Origin of the sequence: Virgibacillus halotolerans (assembly GCF_016908515.1) — a bacterium.
In the GTDB taxonomy this organism is placed as follows: domain Bacteria; phylum Bacillota; class Bacilli; order Bacillales; family Amphibacillaceae; genus Virgibacillus_M; species Virgibacillus_M halotolerans.
In genome coordinates this window covers 20,850-41,250 of the sequence record NZ_JAFBEA010000014.1, presented here as the reverse complement: position 1 = coordinate 41,250, position 20,401 = coordinate 20,850, and the positions used below count along the sequence as shown (strand labels likewise).

Sequence of the window (20,401 nt, the reverse complement as noted above, 5' to 3'; positions counted from 1 at the left end):
ATTTAACCATGCCATTCATGTAAATCAACATTTCCTCCGGATAATACACACACAACGTTTTTCTGCTGCACACTTAGTTTGCCAAAAATTGCCGCAGCAACTGTTACCGCACCAGAAAATTCAATCACCTGCTTCATGCGTTCCATGACGAAAAATTGCGCTTGTTGAATTTCCTCATCACTTACCAATACAATGTCATCTACATATTTTTGGACAATTGGAAATGTCATATTTCCAGGGTGACTAGCTCTTAGACCATCCGCAATCGTTTTCGTTTCTTTAATGGATGTGATTGTTCCATTTTCCAGTGACAAGAACGTATCATTCGCAGTTTTCGGTTCTACTCCAATCACTTTTATGGATGGTTTTGTTTCTTTTACTGCTGTTAATATGCCGGAGATAAGTCCCCCACCACCGATGGGAACGACAATAACATCCACATTATCTAATTGTTCCAATATTTCCAGGCCTACCGTTCCTTGCCCAGCAATAATGAATGAATCATCATATGGTGGTATATAAATTCCTTGATTTTCCTTCGCCAATGCTTCCGCTCGTGGTAATCGTTCTGCTGAGGTCCATCCGTATTTCTCTATTTGCCCATGATAGGCTTGGATCGCATTGATTTTGCTTTGATTCGCATCTTCCGGGACAACGATCGTTGCATCGATTCCGAGTAAGTTGGCAATATATGCAACTGCTTGCCCGTGATTCCCAGAAGAAGCAGCAGTAATAAAGGTTGCACCGTTTTTAACAACCCGTTTCACTTTATTGGTAGCACCACGCAGCTTAAATGAACCGGTTTTCTGCAGATGTTCTCCTTTAAAAAACATATTATTACCGCATATTTCAGTTAATTGAGAAGAACTAAAAATTGGTGTTTCACTAATGACAGTTGCGATATTTTCTTTTGCTTTCTGAATATCTTTGACAGAGACCAAATAATCACTCCACTTATAGTTATTGTCGAATCCAACACTTAACATGACATCATTTGTTATGTTATTTCCCAGGAAATGCACCTAATAACAGATCATTTTTCTATTATATCTGTAATACGCACTTCTACAAAAAAATACGCCCCTCTGCTACGAAGGACGTACAACTTCCGATTCTATTTGGACTGTGCCAATTTTTCTAGCCAGCTTCACCAATAATAAAGCAACCAAAGATCTTCTTTAACAGGTAGACCCTAGCCAACCCTCATGAATGGTTTTTTATCGATTATCCACTTTCTCTGGATACATGTCATGGTTCATCATCCGATGGTCAGCCATTTGTTCAAATTTGGTACCTGGTTTTCCATAATTACAGTACGGATCAATGGAAATTCCACCCCTTGGCGTGAATTTCCCCCACACTTCTATATAACGTGGATCCATCAATTCAATCAAGTCATTCATAATGACGTTCATACTATCCTCATGAAAACCACCATGATTTCTAAAACTAAATAAATACAGTTTCAACGCCTTGCTTTCAACCATTTTTTGATCTGGAATATAACTGATGTACAAGGTCGCAAAGTCAGGCTGACCCGTCATTGGACACAATGTAGTAAATTCCGGAACATTAAATTTCACAAAATAATCTCTGTTTGGATGGTTATTTTCAAATGTTTCCAATATCTCTGGTGCATAATCAAAATTATACGTCGTGCCCTGGTTACCTAATAACGTCAATTCAGATAAATCCTGTTCTTTCATATGTATTCCTCCTCATGTAACTAAAAAAGGCCACGCACCCTAAGGCACATGGCTTTTAAATCGCATCATCTGTCCTTAGTTTTTTATAGAGGGTTGCAAGCTAAGAACCTCTCAAGTATTCAATGGATCTATTATATAGAGGATAATCGTATAAGTCAATTCGCCTAAATGTGACTTTAGTCCCTCCTACAAATGTCGTAAACATGATATATTAAAGAATATTTAGATATGGAGGCGATAGCAATGCGCACACTTATGGTTTTTATTCTTTTTTTAAGTTTCACCTTATTTACGACACCAGCATTTGCTGCGGATGTACCAACTTTAGATGAGAATAACTTCTTTGTACAGGATCACGCTGATATCTTCAGCGACTCCAATCGGGATGATCTACTTGAAATTGGTCAGTCCCTGCAAGATGAGTCCACTGCCCAAGTTGTCGTATTGACGATTGATAGCTTAGATGGCGATCCTGCTAACAGCTTTGCTGTAAAAGCCTTTGATCACTACGGCATTGGAGAAGGCGATGTAAATAACGGCACATTAATTATGTTTGCAGAAGACGATCACGAGATCCAAATCATCACTGGTAAAGGAATCGAAAAGATTATTTCCGATGAGCGCGCAGGTGAAATTCTAGATGAATATGCGATCCCTTATTTTAAAGAGGGACAATATGATGATGGATTAACCAATACATACAAGCAAATTGTGGCAGATCTAGCAGATCATTACAACGTAACTGTGAATGCCGATGACACTTCTGTTGAACCAGAAGCAGCCGAACAGGGTATTGCCGATAAAGGGATAGGACTCATTGATAAAGGGAAAACATATTTTAGTGATCATCCGATCATTTCGATCGGAGCGGTTATTGTAGTTCTATTTATGTTAAAAGGATTTCTTGGAGGCGGCAGACGTAGACGCAGATACAATAATTATGATGATGGTTATGGATATAGTAACCGACGAAATCGCGGCTACAGTAGAAACCGAAGTTCAATCTCCCGTTCCTCGGGTTCTTCCAGTAGACGCAAGACATCTGGCGGCGGTGGGTCATCATCCGGTGGCGGCAGTACCGGACGTAAATGGTAAATTAGTGGTCCATATTCTAATCTAGAATAAGCGTTTTTAGTTAAATATGCCCGGTTAGCGTTGCGCTTTCCAGGCATATTTTGATTTTTAAAATCCGCCTTATTTCTCCCCTAAATATAGGATACCGTTTTCTTTCCTTGCTGATTCAGTGATGGAAAGCACGTCATGACTCAGACTTTTTAAGGTTTCATAGGCTGCCTGATTTCCAGATGCCATAATCGTTGTAAAAGCTTCGATTTCATAAAACATTTCCGCTTTCAATTGTTCATCACCAAATTTTGTTGTCGCATCCGCATGAATATCAGTTAATGTTAAATCTGATAATGTACCAATATCACCTACTGATATCGTACCTTCTTCCCCATGAATCTCAGAATTCACATAGGAAGTTGTTATTTTAGAACACATAATACTACAAGTAAAATCAGGATAATTTAAAATTAATGTTCCGCTTCCGTCCACACCAGTACGTATCTTGACTGGGAAATAGCTCGTTCTTTCTGGTTTTCCAAACAATGAGATAGCTAATGCAAGTGGATAAACTCCCAAGTCTACGAGCGCGCCACCAGAATAATTCAATGAAAATATATTAGGCTCTTCCCCGTTCAGGACCTGATCATATCGAGATGAATATTTAACGTAGTTCAACACTGCGCTGCGCCGATTTCCTATCGCTGTTAAATGCGCTTTCAACTGATGAAAATTAGGCATGTGAATATTTCGCATCGCTTCAAATAAATAAACTCCGTTTTCTTCCGCTACTTTATAAGCTGCTTCAAGTTCCTTTATATTTGAGAAAATTGGTTTCTCACATATAACGTGCTTTTTATGCTGAAGAAACATAATTGCTTGTTCATAGTGCAAAGCATTAGGAGAAGCAATATACACACAATCAATCGAATCACTGTTTGCCATTGCCTCTAAGTCCGTAAAAACCGCCTTTGCTTCATGAACGCTTGCGAATTGTTTTGCTTTCTCCTCCGTGCGTGAATATACTGCAGCGAGATTCAAGGCCCCAGATTGCTTTGCTGCTTCAATAAATGAACTGGTAATCCAGTTCGTTCCAACCGTTGCTAGATTCATAGCTATTTCACCCTCTTTTCTTCATTCAACTAATTTCATTATAACAGTAAATGTTAACTATGGGATGAATGACTCGGATGCTCTAATGATTTACTATTTACATTCATTTCCTTCCATGTTCTCACTAACCCATTAACGATCGGATGAATGACACCTCTTTCCTCGTCATATTGGTTATGTGACAATGGATTCCAACTTGTGAGTAAACCTCCTGCATTCACTGCTACATCCTTCGTAACAGCATGTTGATAAGCAGCATTAATACCTTTTAATGGGTAGGCTAGGATATCATCTTTATCATAAAAATTAAACCATTCGCCTTTTAGATTTGGATAGCGTTTGTGAATGCTGGCCGAGGGAACGGTGATAGGAGAACCAAAGTCCATGTACCGTAATGCCCACAATGCGAGCGGGCTCCCCAGTGTATAAAACAATGTGAGTGTTTGACATTGTTCAAGTGGTGTATCGCCACATTGTGCATTCGTTTCCGCTCCAATGTTTTCCCTTTTATACTGCAAATCATAGAAATAATTAGAAGCAACCACCGTACCGAGGCTGTGACTAATGACACATAAAGGAGCATGCGAACCTACCTTTGCTCTTAACTTATTAATAGCTGCTGCAACAAGCGAATGAACCTTATCATAATTTTGATTTCCTAACACTGTCGGTTGATATGCCACCGCATCCCCCATGAAATCAATCACAAACTTCCTTAGCAGTTGGTAATTTAAATCTGCCCCCTGCTGTACCCGCTCCCATAGATCCAATTGTTCCTGTTCAAAAATTGCCGACCAGAACACAGGTTCAAAGACTAATTCCTTCGCTGCTTGGTCAAAAGATATTTTCTTAACAAACTGTTTAGTAATACGTGCTATCAATGCTTCTGCAAAATCTTCAGTTGGAGTACCTGCACCATGAATGATAATTACACCAATTTTTTGGGTCATGATTGTCCTCCTTAGGATTTTATAGCCTTCAATTTATGTACATTATACGCGAAGTCGGAGCTAATATTAAGATTCTTTAGACCCAAATGATGATCTATCTTGAAAAGATAGAAGGTGCAACAAGCTTGGGACTAAATAGATGAAAAAATAAGAAGCCTGCTATGGTTGGTACCAAAGCAGACTTCCTTATTTTAATGTTTGTTTTTATTCATTTATTTCTGGTTTTTCTTCTGTTACAGAAACCTCATGATAAGGATTTGCTTCTGATGAAACATCCCAGCCTTTCACACGGTTATTTACCGGTACTAATTTAGCACGGTATAACGTTGGAAAAGCAGGAATTTCCTCGACCATCAATTGCTGCCATTCATCGTAAATCTCTTTACGTTTATCCGTATCAAACGCCTCTTCAGAAACACCTGCTTCAAGCAATTTATCATTTTCTTCACTCGCATAACGCGTGTAGTTAAATGCTGCATCTCTACCATAAAGACCGGTAGGATCCACATCATCACCAACACCCCATGCACCTTGATAAATATCAATTTCCGGGTCGTCACCTTCTACGCGATCATAAAACGTATTGAATTCTTGTAGACGACCATCTAAAAGTTCTACTTTAAGACCTATTTGTTCCCATGATTGGATATAGTAATTTGCTAATGGTTCAGCAGTATCTCCACCTGACATAGAAGCAAAGTTAATGACTAATTCCTCACCGTTCGGATCTTCACGGAATCCATCATCATCTGTATCTACATAGCCTGCATTATCCAATAACTGTTTCGCAGCTTCCTGATCAAAAGTTACACCTTCATTTGAATCATCATGGAATTCAGGATGGGAAGGCGGAATAAGTGTTGTCGCATTCCAGCGCAGACCATGATAGAATTTATTTCCAATTGCGTCATTGTCAACCGCTTGCCACATCGCTTTCCGTAAATCTTTGTCCGCCATTTTCATATCCGGATCAGGCACAACTTCGCCTTTATCGCCATCCCATGTACCTAACTTAAAGCCAATATACGTGTATGCCATATCCACATCACCTAGGTATTGGACATTGGTCATATCTGCATTATCCGGATATTGATCTGTCGGGAAAGAATCACTCGTCATGTCAATTTTCCCCTCTTTTAATGCCTGAACAACAGTATCTGGGTTAACTACTTGTAATGTGACTTTATCAAGCTTTGGTTCACCACGCCAGTAATCTTCGTTTTTCGTAAATACGACAGACTCACCTGGTACGATACTGTCGACTTTAAATGCCCCAAATCCAACTGGATTCTTTCGCACTTCATCCGATTCAGCCATTTCCGCTACTGGAATATCTTTAAAAATATGTTTTGGGATAGCATATGGCCAAATACCCCCGTTTTCCAAAGATGGTGTAGCCTGTTTAAACGTAATTTTCAATGTTTTCTCATCAATCACTTCTACCCCGGAAATATCATCCGCTTTCCCAGCATGGTATTCATCCATACCTTCGATAATCGTAAAATCAGAACCATAACGAATACCATCGTAATCTGGATCACCAATGACAAGATAGGAAAGTTCCCAGTCTTCTGCAGTAACGGGTTCACCGTCACTCCAGTTCACTTCGTCACGAATCTTAAATGTGAATTCATTACCATCATCATTTACTTCATATGTTGCCGCACCATCCTGGGTATAATTATAGTTTTCATCGATATCTAATAGTGCATCATCAAACCATTTAATCACTTCAACATCAGGGTTGCCTGAATAGAAAGCATAGTTAAGTGTTCCTTCAAATGATGTATCACTCACTAAACCAAAATTTAGTTCGCCGCCATCAATTGCTTCATCATCATTTGCCGCAACCTTATCGAAGTCACTAATATCATACAAGCCGTCCTCCGATTCGCCCCCTTTATCTTTGTCCTCTGCCTTATCCCCGTCATCGGAGCCCTTAGACCCTTCATCAGAAGAAGATTCACTGTTACATGCGGCTAGCGCTAGTAACAAAACCAACATGAGCGCGAAAAACGCTTTACTCAAACTTTTCTTTCTCATTCTTCTAACCTCCCCTTTTATTCATACTGTTTGTTTTCGTCAGTCATACAACTCATACCTGACTGACATTTATACTTAACACGAATGTGTTTAACAGCATTCATGCAGGTATCCTATTAAGATCACTTTTTCTAACTTTTGATTCACCCCCTTTCATTAACCCCTTCTTTGTCTTGCGTCTGTCGCACGTTTTAACGCTTGACCAACATTATTCACACTTAGCATTAATACTAAAATAAGTACAGCTGCAGGCACCCAAATCCACCAGCGGAACTCTAGGGTCTGTGGATTTCTTGCATAACCTAACAGTGTCCCAAGGCTTGGTGTACTTTCCGGAAATCCGAATCCCAGAAAAGAAAGGCCAGACTCCAGACCGATATTCGCTGCTAAATTCAATGTCATTGTTACGATAATTAATGAGCTAATATTCGGTAAAACTTGTCTAAACATGACCTTCAAATTGGAAGAACCGAGCGTTCTGGATGCCTGTGCATAGTCAAGTTCTTTTTCTTGTAATGCTTTCGAACGGATCATTCTAGCAATTCCCATCCATAAAAATGCGGTCATAATTAATGAAAATGAAAAGACAGTATACTTCGGAACAATTGCCACGAATACAATAACAATCATTAGAAATGGCAATATTAAGAAAAAGTCAAGAATACGCATCATGATATTATCTACCGTACCGCCTATATATCCCGAAACGAGTCCGTATACAACCCCAATTACCCCAGTCATCAATGTAACAAGTATCGCAACAGAAAGTGAGTTACGTGTTCCAATAATTAATTGCCCAAATATATCCCTGCCACCGTAATCTGTCCCAAGGATAAATTCCCCACCCGGTGGTTCATTAATTGCAAATAAATCAACTGTTACAATTTCAGACTTGTCGAGAAAAAGGGCAATGCCATATACAAAAGCTGTTATTAACACTAGAAATATCAATGACACTAAAGCCAATTTATCTCTGACCAATTCACGCCAAATAATTTTAATTGTCGATGGACTTTTAATCGGCTTCGGTATATCTATGTTTTCATTTCTCATTTCCATTTCAATCACCTCAGAGTCTATAGCGTTCTTATTTAATCCGGATACGCGGGTCAACAATACTTAAAATGATGTCTGACAGTAATGCACCTAATATAGAAGCTATTCCGAATAACAGTACTACAGAAGTAACGACACTATAATCCCGTTGTGTAATGGAATCTATAAATAATAGTCCCATACCCGGATAGTTAAAGATCGTTTCTATAAAAACGGTACCACCGATTAACCCTGTAAGTTCAAAACCGAAAAAGGCCGCAATTGGTAATAAGGAATTCCGTAAAATATGACGATTATAAACCCTTTGCTCAGAAGCTCCTTTTGCCCTTGCAGTGACAATAAAGTCCTTTTGTTTCGTATCGATAATCTCACTGCGTAAATATTGAACCGTTGAAACTGTTGCAATTAAGGCCATGGATAAGGCTGGCAACAATAGATGTTTTATTTTACTGAGTACAAAAGCCATTGTCCCAGGCTCTGTTCCAGGCGCCACACTTCCGTTCGTTGGGAACCAACTTAATTTGAATCCGAACACCCAAAGCATCACTAATCCAAAAATAAACAACGGAATAGCAAACCCAATATAAGTATATGTGGTGATACCTTGATCAAGCCATGTATCATTATAACGGCCGCTTGTAATTCCCAGCGGAACTGCAATTAAGTAGGTAAAGATTAATGTAACTAAACCAAGCCATACAGTGTTTACCAGTCGTTGACCCACCAGTTCCGTTACAGGCATTTTAAACCGAAATGACTGCCCTAAATCACCATGAAGGGTTGCATTTACCCAATCAATATACTGAATATGCCATGGATTATTTAATCCAAGGGCTTCTCTTTGTGCTTCGATCGCAGCCGGGTCAATGTTTGGGTCAATTATTCCGGTTAATGCGTCACCAGGCATCATTTGTGCGACAATAAAAATTAAAATACTTAATAAGATCATTTGCGGTATCATGATTAAAATACGCCTAACGATAAATTTCCACATATATTCATCAACCTTTCTCTGGCAGAGCTACAAGATGTGTATCAGATATGGGTTGCAAACCGTAAGCCAAGCCCTCGTTATCAAAGTATTCATCAGAAGCATGTTCATATTCCGCTTGTACTTCTTGACGATATTTCAATTGTTTAGCACGGTTGGCTGGTTCAATATCAGGTATTGCTGCAATTAATCTTTTTGTGTATATATGCTGTGGGTTATTAAAAATATCCGCTTTCGTTCCTTGCTCGACATACCTGCCTTTATACATGATCGCGATATTGTCACATAAATGTTTGATAACACCAAGATCATGGCCGATAAACAAATACGTTAAGTTCAGTTCCTTTTGTAAATCCTGCATAAAGTTCAATACTTGTGCCTGAACTGAAACGTCCAAGGCGGAAACAGGTTCATCCGCAATAATTAATTTAGGTTTTAATGCAATTGCCCGCGCAACACCAATACGTTGACGCTGACCGCCAGAAAATTCATGCGGATATTTGAATATCGACTCAGGGCTTAAGCCCACTTTATCCAATAATTCCTCCACCCGCCTACGCACTTCCTGTTTGGAGAGATTTTCATAGTTTCTTAAGGGCTCTGCAATAATATCAAGTACCCTTTTCTTTGGATTCAAGGAAGAATATGGATCCTGAAAAATCATTTGAACATCTTTATGTGTATTTAAAATAGATTTATTTTTACCTAAAGCACTTTTTCCTTCATAAGTAATCGATCCTGAAGTAACATCGTTCAATCCAATGATCGCCCTTCCAGTTGTCGTCTTACCGGAACCGGATTCACCAACAAGTCCATACGTTTTACCTTCTTCAATTGTAAACGAAACGCCATCAACAGCCTTGACGTGTCCTACTACGCGGTTAAATAAACCAGCCCTAATTGGAAAATGCACCTTTAAATCTTTAATTTCAAGAAACCCCATGCTTCTGATCCTCCTTGCTTTCATCCGGAAAATAAAATTGACTATGACAAGTACAGCGTACATAGTGACCAGGTATCACCTCATGCAGTACGGGGTTTTTCTCATGGGCGGATTCATCTATCCAAGGTATTCTTGTTGCAAAACGACAGCCTGTACGGGGCAAGTTTTGTAAAGATGGAACAATTCCTTGAATAACATGCAGCCTATCTTGATGTTCATTTGTGTTTGGAACAGAATTGAATAGTGATCTTGTATATGGATGTAAAGGATTTTCAAATAATGTATGCACATCTGCAATTTCGACAATTTGTCCTGCATACATAACAGCGACCCGATCCGCCATTTCTGCTATAACACCCAAATCATGGGTAATTAAAATAATTCCTGCATCCATGTCCTTTTTCAAATCCTTAATCAGGTCAAGTATTTGCGATTGAATCGTCACATCTAAGGCTGTTGTCGGTTCGTCCGCAATCAACAGCTCTGGTTGATTCGCAATTGCAATTGCGATGATGACACGTTGCCTCATTCCACCAGACAGTTCATGTGGAAACTGTTCATATGTGTGTTCCGGGCGTGGGATTCCCACTTGATTAATTAATTGAATTACCCTACCTTTACGTTTTTTATTAGATAACCCTTTGTTATGTAAAAATATTATTTCACTTATTTGCTCTCCAACCGTCATTAATGGGTTTAAAGCAGTTAACGGATCCTGAAAGATCATTGCCATATCTTTCCCGCGTAATTTATTCATTTTAGCAGTAGAAATATTCGCTATGCTTTTCCCTTTAAAATCAATAGATCCTTCTATTTTTGCTCGGTTATGAAGTCCCATAATAGAAAAAGCAAGTGCACTTTTCCCTGATCCTGATTCACCGACAATACCGAGAATTTCGTTTTTATTAACAGTTAGTGACACATCATCAACGGCTGCATAATAATCGTCGTTAATCCGAAATGACGTTTTTAGGTTTTTAATTTCTAATAAGGTTTTACTCAAATTAATCCCCCTAAAGTATGTATATTTATTTTTTCTAATTTTGAGTACCAACGAAACCTTCTGATAATTATATTTTAAAAAAATCAAATCTTAATCTATACCCTATATAACTAAATATGAAACAGTTACTTTTTAAATTATTTTCTAGTTTAAATGCACTAGCTTTTCTTCTTCCTCACATTTGTAAGGGCTTTCATCATTTCGAGAAAACACAAATCGTCCAGCGACTCTCTCCGTATAGATATAGATTCGTAGATTCTTCCATATTATTCATTTAACGTTTTTAACATTTTCTTCCTATTTAGAATTCAAACTGTAATTAGATTTTAATGTATTATAGCTAATTATAAGTGAAATTTTCAAAAAAGGCAATAACTTTTTTGAAAATTTTGGTTGTGATATCCAGATTATTGTCAATTAAGTGCTCGAATTCCTACTATTAATAGGTAGTAAGCTACTTTCATTTATTTGGAAAATATGCTTAATTTTCCTTTTTTATAATAAAAGTCAGTTTCATTCACAGAAGCATTTTCGCTCATTTGCTAATGCATTAGTGTAGTAAATTGAAGTGATATATATAAGGAAATTATTCATTTCGACATTTTTCGTCTTTAAGGAAAGTTAAAGGATAAAGTGAAACTTCATTTAGTGGGAGTTCTCTTTTCTTCCACTGAATGTTAGTTGAGCCAAAATCGGGCTTGTGCGTGCAGTTATCCCCCCACTAAGATTTTCGATTTCCCTATATTTTTGGAGTGGGGGGGTTACTGCACGCCAAACTGCGACAAAAATCCTCCGTTTACATCGAGTAGGATTATAACGATCATTTATTTGATACAGATTCGTATTGTTTTTGTTCTTGATGGGTAGTACTTAAGTTAATCGAAATGAAATTGAAATATAATTGTAAGATTAAATACATCGTAATTGTGGAATGTGTATATAAGGAAGTGTTACGATTTATTAAAGCATAAGTAATATTCAAAAATATTGGGGTAGTATCCATCACTGTTCTAGTGATATGATTGCTGCTACGAGGGGTGAGGATTTTTATGAAGGGGATAATTTTAGCAGGCGGCAGTGGGTCAAGGCTGTCACCAAGTACAGACAGTATCAATAAACATTTATTGGCTGTATATGACAAGCCGATGATTTATTATCCATTATCTGTACTTATGCTGGGTGGCATTAAAGAAATTATGATTATTAGTACACCAGAAGATAAATCACGGTTTGAAGGGTTACTTGGCGATGGGTCTTCACTTGGTATTTCATTAATCTACAAAGAACAATCAGACCCAAATGGCATACCGGAAGCATTAACCCTTTCTGAGTATTTCATTGGAAAAGATGATGTTACACTTATTCTTGGTGATAATATTTTCTATGGTCAGGGGTTTACTACACTGCTCAGAAAGGCAATCAAGGATCATGAGCATGCAACTGTTTTTGGTTATCGCGTAAAAGATGCGAGTAGATTTGGTGTGGTAGAATTCGATGATAATCAAAAAGTCATTTCTTTGGAAGAAAAACCGGCGGAACCCAAATCAGATTTTGCTGTAACGGGGTTATATATTTATGACCACCATGCAGTTCAAAAGGCAAAAAACCTGCCGTTTTCCGATCGTGGTGAACTGGAAATTACTGACCTTAACCAGGCATACCTGGATAAAGGACAATTGGATGTCCAACTGCTAGGCAGAGGGTTTGCTTGGATGGATGCAGGTACACATGAATCATTATTTGATGCAGCTGAGTTTGTAAAAATAACCCAACAACGTCAGGGATTCAAACTAGCTTGTTTGGAAGAGATTTCTTATTATCTAGGGTATATTTCCCGTGAAGCACTCTATGAAAAGGGAAAGTCTATGGAAAAGAATGATTATGGCAGATATTTATTAGAAATTGCAGATAGGAAACATACAAAACAATATTGGGACCCTGCGGTTAATCAGAATCCCATGTTAGGAATGATTGAAAATGAGTAAACAAAAGCCAACATTACTTGTAACAGGCGGTGCGGGATTTATCGGGTCTAATTTCATCATTCATATGATGGAAACATATCCGGATATGCAACTCATCAATGTTGACAAACTGACCTATGCTGGCTCTACCGATAACTTGAAAGAAGTGGAAGATCTGCGTAACTATCATTTTATACAAGGTGATATCGTCGATGAACAATTCATCCAGTCTATATTCGATGACTTTGATATTACCGGCGTAATCCATTTTGCCGCCGAATCGCATGTCGACAGGTCCATCAAGGATGCCAAAGCATTTGTTGAAACAAATATGCTTGGCACGATGGTCCTGCTGCAAGCTGCACTAAATGATTGGAAAGAAAAAGGAGAACTTGCCAAAAGACGATTCCACCATATTTCTACAGACGAGGTCTATGGTTCTTTAGGTGCAGAAGGTAAATTTACCGAGGATACACCATATGACCCACGCAATCCTTATAGTGCCTCCAAAGCTGGTGCAAACATGCTTGTAAAAAGCTTTGGCTATACCCATGGGATGAATGTCGTTATTACAAGCTGCTCGAACAACTTCGGTCCACGGCAGCATCAGGAAAAACTGATACCAACGATTATTTCCAAAGCACTGGCGACGGAACCCATTCCAATTTACGGAGATGGAAAAAACATCAGAGACTGGCTCTATGTGGAAGATCATTGTAAAGCGCTGGACCTTATTTTCCATCAAGCACGTTCCATGGAAAAATACAATATCGGTGGTGGAAATGAAAAAACGAATATTGAAATAGCAACTGCGATTTGTGACATATTGGATCAGTTGAAACCGGAAATAAAACAGGCTGCTTCCTTAGACAGTTTTAAGCAGCTGATTACATTAACAGAAGATCGCTTAGGACATGATCGTAGATATGCAGTGGACGATACGAAATTAAGAGACACACTTGGCTGGAAACCGGCAGAACAACTGGAGACAGGAATGAAAAAAACAGTAGAATGGTATGTGAAGCAATGGAAACAACTTACCCACTTATCTCAGTAGTTGTTCCTGTCTACGGGTGTAAAACCTGTTTATTTGAACTTTGTAGCCGGATTACAACAACCGTCGAAAAAATTCCAGCCCAACTCGAAATTATTTTAGTGAACGACGCTAGTCCGGACCATGCATGGGAAACAATCAAGCAATTAAACAAAGAAGATCAGCGAATCAGAGGAATTAACTTAGCACGCAACTTTGGTCAGCATTATGCAATTACAGCTGGCTTGGATCATGCAATTGGAGACTGGATCGTTGTGATGGACTGTGACCTACAGGATCGACCGGAGGAAATTCCCAATTTGTATCATAAAGCACTGGAAGGATACGAAGTTGTTTTTGGTAAAAGAGTCCATCGTCAGGATAAATGGCTAAAACGAAAATCTTCTCAAGCTTTTTATCGTGTTTATGACTACTTTACAGGCCTTACATCCGATCATTCGGTTGCAAACTTTAGTATTAACTCTAAAATGGTAATCGATGGATTCAAACAAATGCGCGAGCAAAACCGCATCTTCCCAATGTTTATCCAATGGATGGGCTATGAATCTGCATCGATCGAAATCGAACATAGTGAGAGAAAAAAAGGAAAGTCTTCCTATAACCTGGGGAAATTAATCACTTTGGCAACAGATGCTATTATATCGCAATCTAATAAGCCGTTGAGATTATCCATCCAGCTTGGATTTCTCATTGCGAGCATCTCGTTTATTTATGGCCTGTATTTATTTGCGAAATACTTTTTCCTTGACGAGCCTGTACAGGGCTGGACCAGTGTCATGGTTTCCATCTATTTTATCGCTGGTCTCATGTTCTTTAATTTTGGTATTATCGGGCTTTATATCGGAAAAATTTTCAACGAAACGAAAGCAAGACCGCTATATCTTATTCGTGAAACAACGGATGAGTAGCAGACGAATGCTTTTCACCAAGTTTTAGTTACACACAATACGAACTAGAAGGAGCTGAACACAATGACAAACTATTTAGAGGAAACACCATGGGATAAGCGGAATTTCCACATTGATACGTACCAACTAACTGCAGCAACAGAAGATGCTTTAAAACAAACAAATGAGGTGGAAGGCCATTTTACATTAAAGATCGACCCACTGGAAAGTACGGAAAATCTAAAAAAATATGGCTTTTATTATGTAGATACTTTAACAGAGCCTGTTTGTAAAAGAGAAAATCTGCAAATCTACCAACAGGAAGGCATTTCGCTTTCCCGTGATTATGTTAGGGAGGACATTCTTGAGATTGCTAAGGAGTCTTTTAAAGGTGGACGTTTTCATCGTGACTTTAACATCCCTGACTTTATGGCAGACCGACGTTACATGAACTGGGTAAGTGATTTGATTGAAAAGGATCTCATCTTCGCATTAAACTATCATGGGAAATTAGCCGGATTTTATGCTTACGAGGGGGATAAGGTCCTCCTGCTTGGCATTAAAGAACAGTTTCGCAGTAAAGGATTAACAAAGGCATTTACAAGCCAAAGCTGTAAAGATCAATTTGAACGGGAAGAAACAGATACTTTAATCACGTCGATTTCCCCCTCCAATTTGCCTTCTTTAAATTTATTTCTTAGTTTGGGGTTCAAACTGAAAAATACGATTGATGTATACCATAAATTAAATGGCTCATTGCCTGTAGGAGGATAATAGATGGGTTATTTATTTATCTTTGGCACCATTTTTTTCACTGTTTTCGGCCAACTTGTCCTTAAATGGCAAATCGATCAATATGGTAGTTTACCGGAACTGTGGTTTGATAAACTTGTCTTTATATTACAACTATTGTTGAATCCTTGGATATTGTCGGGATTCCTTTCCGCATTTGTCGCGTCCTTGTTTTGGATGGCGGCAATGACGAAATTTGATATTAGCTATGCCTACCCATTCATGAGCTTGTCGTTTGTGCTTGTTTTCTTACTCTCTGTCATTATGTTCGGGGAGCCGATAACAATGAAAAACGTCATTGGTATTTCATGTGTTGTGCTAGGCATCATTATTATGAGGTGATACAATGATTCCATTCAATAAACCCTGTACGACTGGAAAAGAAGGTGCAGCGGTCCAAGAGGCAATCAGTAATCAAGTATTAAAGGGAAATGGTCCATTTGGAGAAAAATGTACCAATTGGCTGGAGAATCGCTTAGGTTGCGCGAAAGCGATGCTCACCCCATCTTGTACTGCTGCACTTGAAATGACTGCGCTATTGACGAATATGGGAGAAGGGGATGAGGTCATCCTCCCGTCCTATACGTTTGTTTCTACCGCCAATGCCTTTGCCCTCAGGGGAGCTGCCATTCGATTCGTTGATGTTGATCCAGCAACAATGAATATCGATCCCAAGCAAGTGGCGTCAGCGATAACAGAGCGAACAAAAGCGATCGTCGTTGTCCATTATGCCGGCGTTTCCTGTGATATGGACGCGATAATGGACATCGCTAACAAGCATCATCTATGGGTTATTGAAGATGCTGCACAAGGCCTGATGAGCACTTATAAAGGAAAACCGCTCGGAACGATTGGCCATTTCGGTACCATTAGTTTTCATGAAACGAAAAATTATACGTCCGGAGAAGGCGGTGCGTTGATTATTAACGACCCGGATGCCATTGATCGTGCGGAAATTTTGCAGGAAAAGGGCACCAATCGTTCACAGTTTATTAAAGGAATGGTTGATAAATATACGTGGCGCGACATTGGCTCTTCCTATTTATTAAGCGATATTAATGCAGCTTACTTATCTGTTCAATTGACGTATGCCGACGTGATCAATAGGCAACGATTAGACGTATGGGAGCAATACAATGAAAGTCTGAAGCCCCTAATGGCGGCTGGGAAAGTTATGCTACCCTATGTCCCAGAAAACTGTGAACATAATGCACACATGTATTACGTTAAAACGAAGGACGATACAGAACGTACCGCTTTAATAGACTACTTAAAGGAAAATGACGTGATGGCTGTTACACATTACGTACCATTGCATTCTGCCCATGCAGGCAGGATATATGGAAAGTTTATTGGCGATGATGTGTTTACAACAATAGAAAGTGAAAAATTGGTACGCTTACCAATCTATTTTGGAATTGGAGAAGAGGCAATCGAACATGTGGTCAAACATCTATACAAATTCTATGAAGCATAAATATAAAATTATTGCATGTCTCGTTATTATCGCGTACCTCCTCCCCTACTATATTTTGGGAGAGGATACACATATTCGGGTTCATGACAACATGGATTCAAATATTGTCTGGTATAAATTGCTCGTTGAAAGTGGACATATTTTCTCTCTAACAGACGTTGCCTTACCAAACGTGATCAATGGACTCCCAAGAAGTACACTCGCGTCCAGCCTTGATGCAATGGTTTGGATGTATGCTCTATTTGAGCCAATGACCGCCTATGCGATTGGCCAGACGGTGATGCGTTTTGTTGCCTTCTTTGGGATGTACTTATTATTAAACAGACATATCTTGCGCAATCAAAAACTGCCTTTTATTACGGTTGGCGTTGCGCTGGGCTTTGCATTATTGCCATACTGGCCGTCAGGTATGTTATCCATCGCAGGCTTACCATTGGCATTGCATGTGTTTCTGACGTTCCGGGAATATGGGGGGAAAACACCAAAATATAACTGGATTATCCTTGGGTTAATTCCCTTTCTATCCAATTTCGTTTTAACCTTTGTGTTTTTCTTAACGATCATGGGCTTTCTTTGGCTGTTTGACTGGATACGAACCAAAAAGTCGAATTGGATATTTTTCAGTTCAATTGCATTTATGACTTTTATCTATCTGGTGCAAAATTACTTGCTGATTTATTCGATGTTTTTTAATGAAGGATTTACTTCCCATCGTGATGAACTGGATCTGGGGCATAAGGACATACCTGGTACATTTAATTTGTTTTTACATAACTTTTTCTATGGACATACACATGACCTGGCCGAACAATTGACTATTATTATCCCTGTGATTGGGGTCGCATTAATTGTCGCAGCATACCGTAACTTAAAACCAAAATTATTATTGGGGCTTTTCTTGTCCTCAGCGGCTTTGTCGCTCTGGTACGCATTTTGGTATTGGGAAGGCTGGCGTGTGCTGAAAGACCAAATCATGGTATTGAACACATTTAATTTCAGCAGATTTCACTTTCTCACTCCGCTTATTTGGTATATCTGTTTTGCGTTGGCATTGGTCATTCTTTGGAAACATCTTAAATTCGGTAAAGTGATTGTTGTTGTACTGCTGGTAGCACAGTGTGTAAACCTGTTTAATCTGAATGAAGAAAGCAAATACAGCGAAGCGGGCACACCCACATTCAAAGAATTCTATGCAGAGGAGCTGTTTGCTGATATTGAGGATTATATCGGGAAAGATCCATCAGATTACCGGGTCGTCAGTATTGGTATGCACCCAACAATTGCCCAATATAACGGGTTCTATACGCTTGATACGTATAACAACAGTTTCCCACTTTCATACAAACATCAATTCCGGGAAGTAATTGCACCAGAACTGGGAAAAAGCCCTTCCTTGGAAAATTACTTTGACACCTGGGGTGGTCGTTTGTATATGTATGTAGCCCAACTCGGGGAAAGCTATATGTTTACAAAAAACAGTGATAAAACAATTGAACAGCTGGATATTAATACAGACGCATTAGAGGCACTTGGCGGTGATTATATCTTCTCGGCCTTGCCTATCGATAACTACAAAACGCTTGGACTGCAATATGAAAAAAGCTTTGAAAAAAAAGATTATCCATGGAGGATATATTTATACAAACTAGAGAAATAACTAACATATCCGGTCAGCCAAGTTTGGCATGACCGGATCTAAATGAAGTTTTAATAAACTTAATTAATTGACAAGAATAATAATTCTGTTACACTATATAAATTATAAAAGAAAGTAATTTTCACAACAAGGGGATAATTCACATGGAAGAACAACAAATTAAATGGGATCTTTGCGCTACGAAAAAGGATAAGCCAAAGACAGATGAGTTAGTTTTCGGAAGATTTTTTACAGACCATATGTTTACGATGGATTACACCGTGGAACAAGGATGGCATGATGCGCAAATTACACCTTATCAACCACTAAGCATCGATCCGTCGGCAATGGTCTTTCATTATGGGCAATCCGTTTTTGAAGGTATGAAAGCGTACGTTGCTGTCGATGATAGTGTTCAATTATTTCGCCCGGAAAAAAATCTGCAGCGTTTAAATCGCTCTAACAGTAGACTTTGTATCCCACCAATCGATGAAACATTTATATTACGTGCGATTATGGAACTTGTCGATTTAGAAAAAGATTGGATCCCTAGAGCAGACGGAACTTCTCTATATATTCGTCCATTTATTATTTCAACTGAGCCTTATCTCGGTGTTGCACCGTCTAGTCATTATAAATTAATTGTAATCTTATCACCTGTTGGTGCGTACTATGAAGAAGGAATTAACCCCGTAAAAATCGCAGTTGAAAGCCAATATGTGCGTGCGGTTACTGGCGGTACAGGCGAAGCAAAAACCGGAGGAAACTACGCCTCAAGTCTTAAAGCACAGGAAGTCGGTGCTGACAAAGGGTTTTCTCAAGTATTATGGTTGGATGGTGTCGAGCGGAAGTATATTGAAGAAGTCGGTAGCATGAATGTGTTTTTCAAAATTAATGGTGAAGTTGTTACACCCGCTTTAAATGGCAGCATTCTGGAAGGTGTTACCAGAAACTCTACCCTGCAGCTATTAAAGCATTGGAACATCCCAGTCGTCGAGCGAAGAATTTCAATGGAAGAGCTCCGTCAAGCACATAAAGACGGCCTTCTAGAAGAAGCATTCGGTACTGGTACAGCAGCAGTTATCTCACCTATCGGTCAATTAACCTGGAACGGCGAAGATATGATTATTAACAACAATAAAACAGGTGAAATATCCCGTAAATTATACGATACCATGACCGGTATCCAATATGGCAAAATCAACGATCCATTTGATTGGGTTGTGAAAGTAAAAGAACAAACTAAAATCAGCCAATAAAAATGATGAAATCCCCTCCGCGCTTTGACTCGGAAGGGGATTTTTATTTATGTTTTGCGGTGGGTCGCCGTTTGCGGAATGGTTCGTTGATCGGACGCGGGGGTTCAGCGCTCGCGGGCATCGGTTCGGCGATCCGGCGCGGATGTTCAGCGCTCACGGGCATTGGTTCGGCGGTCGGACTCAGAGGTTCAACGCTCACGGGCATTGGTTCGGCGGTCGGACCCAGATGTTCAGCGATCGCGGGATGGTTCGGCGGTCGGACCCGGACGTTCAGCGTTCGCGGGCAAGGGTTCGGCGGTCCGACCAGGATGTTCAGCGCTCGCGGGCATTGGTTCGGCGGTCCGACCAGGATGTTCAGCGCTCGCGGGATGGTTCGGCGGTCGGATGCGAAGGTTCAGCGCTCGCGGGCAAGGGTTCGGCGATCAGACCCGAACGTTCAGCGCTCGCGGGCAAGAGTATGGC

18 protein-coding genes and 1 riboswitch are annotated in these 20,401 nt (G+C 39.5%); of the genes, 9 read left to right on the top strand and 9 right to left on the bottom strand.

The genetic code is table 11. The features are described 5' to 3' along the window. Window positions 1-2 precede the first annotated feature (2 nt). Window positions 3-941, bottom strand: coding sequence for a threonine ammonia-lyase (locus JOC34_RS20840; RefSeq protein WP_205138728.1), 939 nt, complete (start codon window positions 939-941; stop codon window positions 3-5). A 276-nt stretch (window positions 942-1,217) separates the two neighbouring features. Then, window positions 1,218-1,706: a preQ(1) synthase gene (gene queF / locus JOC34_RS20835; protein ID WP_205138727.1), complete on the bottom strand. Its 489-nt coding sequence runs from the start codon at window positions 1,704-1,706 to the stop codon at window positions 1,218-1,220. Between the two features lie 69 nt (window positions 1,707-1,775). Continuing rightward, window positions 1,776-1,823: riboswitch (PreQ1 riboswitch) on the bottom strand. Between the two features lie 126 nt (window positions 1,824-1,949). Here queF and JOC34_RS20830 point away from each other — a divergent pair. Then, window positions 1,950-2,801 (top strand): TPM domain-containing protein, encoded by an 852-nt coding sequence (locus JOC34_RS20830; RefSeq protein WP_205138726.1) that lies wholly within the window; start codon window positions 1,950-1,952, stop codon window positions 2,799-2,801. Between the two features lie 99 nt (window positions 2,802-2,900). Here the strand turns inward: JOC34_RS20830 and JOC34_RS20825 are convergent, their stop codons facing one another. From JOC34_RS20825 to JOC34_RS20795, 7 genes are all read right to left on the bottom strand, one after another. Continuing rightward, a complete protein-coding gene (locus JOC34_RS20825) occupies window positions 2,901-3,884 on the bottom strand; it encodes a Gfo/Idh/MocA family protein (protein ID WP_205138725.1) in 984 nt (327 codons plus the stop codon). Window positions 3,885-3,937: 53 nt separating this feature from the next. Then, on the bottom strand, window positions 3,938-4,834 hold the full coding sequence (locus tag JOC34_RS20820) for a chemotaxis protein (RefSeq protein ID WP_205138724.1): 897 nt from the start codon (window positions 4,832-4,834) through the stop codon (window positions 3,938-3,940). Window positions 4,835-5,038: 204 nt separating this feature from the next. Then, on the bottom strand, window positions 5,039-6,877 hold the full coding sequence (opp4A, locus tag JOC34_RS20815; RefSeq protein ID WP_205138723.1) for an oligopeptide ABC transporter substrate-binding protein: 1,839 nt from the start codon (window positions 6,875-6,877) through the stop codon (window positions 5,039-5,041). A gap of 156 nt (window positions 6,878-7,033) precedes the next feature. Beyond that, window positions 7,034-7,936: an ABC transporter permease gene (locus JOC34_RS20810; protein WP_239544641.1), complete on the bottom strand. Its 903-nt coding sequence runs from the start codon at window positions 7,934-7,936 to the stop codon at window positions 7,034-7,036. A gap of 28 nt (window positions 7,937-7,964) precedes the next feature. Next, window positions 7,965-8,927: an oligopeptide ABC transporter permease gene (gene opp4B, locus JOC34_RS20805; protein WP_205138722.1), complete on the bottom strand. Its 963-nt coding sequence runs from the start codon at window positions 8,925-8,927 to the stop codon at window positions 7,965-7,967. 7 nt (window positions 8,928-8,934) lie between these two features. Next, window positions 8,935-9,867, bottom strand: coding sequence for an ABC transporter ATP-binding protein (locus JOC34_RS20800; RefSeq protein ID WP_205138721.1), 933 nt, complete (start codon window positions 9,865-9,867; stop codon window positions 8,935-8,937). Then, window positions 9,854-10,870: an ABC transporter ATP-binding protein gene (locus JOC34_RS20795; RefSeq protein ID WP_205138720.1), complete on the bottom strand. Its 1,017-nt coding sequence runs from the start codon at window positions 10,868-10,870 to the stop codon at window positions 9,854-9,856. Before JOC34_RS20795 ends, JOC34_RS20800 begins: the two co-directional genes overlap by 14 nt. A 1,049-nt stretch (window positions 10,871-11,919) precedes the next feature. Between JOC34_RS20795 and rfbA the strand changes: the two genes are divergently transcribed. The 8 genes from rfbA (at window position 11,920) to JOC34_RS20755 (ending at window position 19,939) form a co-directional block, all read left to right on the top strand. Further along, window positions 11,920-12,855 carry a glucose-1-phosphate thymidylyltransferase RfbA gene (gene rfbA, locus JOC34_RS20790; protein WP_205138719.1) on the top strand — a complete coding sequence of 312 codons (936 nt, stop codon included), beginning with the start codon at window positions 11,920-11,922 and terminating at the stop codon, window positions 12,853-12,855. After that, window positions 12,848-13,891 (top strand): dTDP-glucose 4,6-dehydratase, encoded by a 1,044-nt coding sequence (rfbB, locus tag JOC34_RS20785; RefSeq protein ID WP_205138718.1) that lies wholly within the window; start codon window positions 12,848-12,850, stop codon window positions 13,889-13,891. Before rfbA ends, rfbB begins: the two co-directional genes overlap by 8 nt. Beyond that, the gene (locus JOC34_RS20780; protein ID WP_205138717.1) at window positions 13,861-14,796 is read left to right on the top strand and encodes a glycosyltransferase family 2 protein; all 936 of its coding nucleotides are present in this window, start codon (window positions 13,861-13,863) and stop codon (window positions 14,794-14,796) included. Before rfbB ends, JOC34_RS20780 begins: the two co-directional genes overlap by 31 nt. Before the next feature lie 63 nt (window positions 14,797-14,859). Next, on the top strand, window positions 14,860-15,549 hold the full coding sequence (locus tag JOC34_RS20775) for an N-acetyltransferase (RefSeq protein WP_205138716.1): 690 nt from the start codon (window positions 14,860-14,862) through the stop codon (window positions 15,547-15,549). Between the two features lie 3 nt (window positions 15,550-15,552). Continuing rightward, a complete protein-coding gene (locus JOC34_RS20770) occupies window positions 15,553-15,909 on the top strand; it encodes an EamA family transporter (protein WP_205138715.1) in 357 nt (118 codons plus the stop codon). A 4-nt stretch (window positions 15,910-15,913) separates the two neighbouring features. Beyond that, entirely contained in the window at window positions 15,914-17,044 is a 1,131-nt protein-coding gene (gene rffA / locus JOC34_RS20765) for a dTDP-4-amino-4,6-dideoxygalactose transaminase (protein ID WP_205138714.1), read from the top strand. Next, a complete protein-coding gene (locus JOC34_RS20760) occupies window positions 17,007-18,701 on the top strand; it encodes a DUF6044 family protein (protein WP_205138713.1) in 1,695 nt (564 codons plus the stop codon). The genes rffA and JOC34_RS20760 overlap by 38 nt, the downstream gene beginning before the upstream one ends. A gap of 143 nt (window positions 18,702-18,844) precedes the next feature. Next, window positions 18,845-19,939, top strand: a complete 1,095-nt coding sequence (locus tag JOC34_RS20755; RefSeq protein ID WP_205138712.1) for a branched-chain amino acid aminotransferase — start codon at window positions 18,845-18,847, stop codon at window positions 19,937-19,939. Window positions 19,940-20,401 lie beyond the last annotated feature (462 nt).

Bases quoted from the DNA above. Each gene is read 5' to 3' on its own strand.
- queF (WP_205138727.1), bottom strand. From the start codon at position 1,706: ATGAAAGAACAGGATTTATCTGAATTGACGTTATTAGGTAACCAGGGC.
- JOC34_RS20830 (WP_205138726.1), top strand. From the start codon at position 1,950: ATGCGCACACTTATGGTTTTTATTCTTTTTTTAAGTTTCACCTTATTT.
- JOC34_RS20825 (WP_205138725.1), bottom strand. From the start codon at position 3,884: ATGAATCTAGCAACGGTTGGAACGAACTGGATTACCAGTTCATTTATT.
- JOC34_RS20820 (WP_205138724.1), bottom strand. From the start codon at position 4,834: ATGACCCAAAAAATTGGTGTAATTATCATTCATGGTGCAGGTACTCCA.
- opp4A (WP_205138723.1), bottom strand. From the start codon at position 6,877: ATGAGAAAGAAAAGTTTGAGTAAAGCGTTTTTCGCGCTCATGTTGGTT.
- JOC34_RS20810 (WP_239544641.1), bottom strand. From the start codon at position 7,936: ATGGAAATGAGAAATGAAAACATAGATATACCGAAGCCGATTAAAAGT.
- opp4B (WP_205138722.1), bottom strand. From the start codon at position 8,927: ATGTGGAAATTTATCGTTAGGCGTATTTTAATCATGATACCGCAAATG.
- JOC34_RS20800 (WP_205138721.1), bottom strand. From the start codon at position 9,867: ATGGGGTTTCTTGAAATTAAAGATTTAAAGGTGCATTTTCCAATTAGG.
- rfbA (WP_205138719.1), top strand. From the start codon at position 11,920: ATGAAGGGGATAATTTTAGCAGGCGGCAGTGGGTCAAGGCTGTCACCA.
- rfbB (WP_205138718.1), top strand. From the start codon at position 12,848: ATGAGTAAACAAAAGCCAACATTACTTGTAACAGGCGGTGCGGGATTT.
- JOC34_RS20780 (WP_205138717.1), top strand. From the start codon at position 13,861: ATGGAAACAACTTACCCACTTATCTCAGTAGTTGTTCCTGTCTACGGG.
- JOC34_RS20775 (WP_205138716.1), top strand. From the start codon at position 14,860: ATGACAAACTATTTAGAGGAAACACCATGGGATAAGCGGAATTTCCAC.
- JOC34_RS20770 (WP_205138715.1), top strand. From the start codon at position 15,553: ATGGGTTATTTATTTATCTTTGGCACCATTTTTTTCACTGTTTTCGGC.
- rffA (WP_205138714.1), top strand. From the start codon at position 15,914: ATGATTCCATTCAATAAACCCTGTACGACTGGAAAAGAAGGTGCAGCG.
- JOC34_RS20760 (WP_205138713.1), top strand. From the start codon at position 17,007: ATGTGGTCAAACATCTATACAAATTCTATGAAGCATAAATATAAAATT.
- JOC34_RS20755 (WP_205138712.1), top strand. From the start codon at position 18,845: ATGGAAGAACAACAAATTAAATGGGATCTTTGCGCTACGAAAAAGGAT.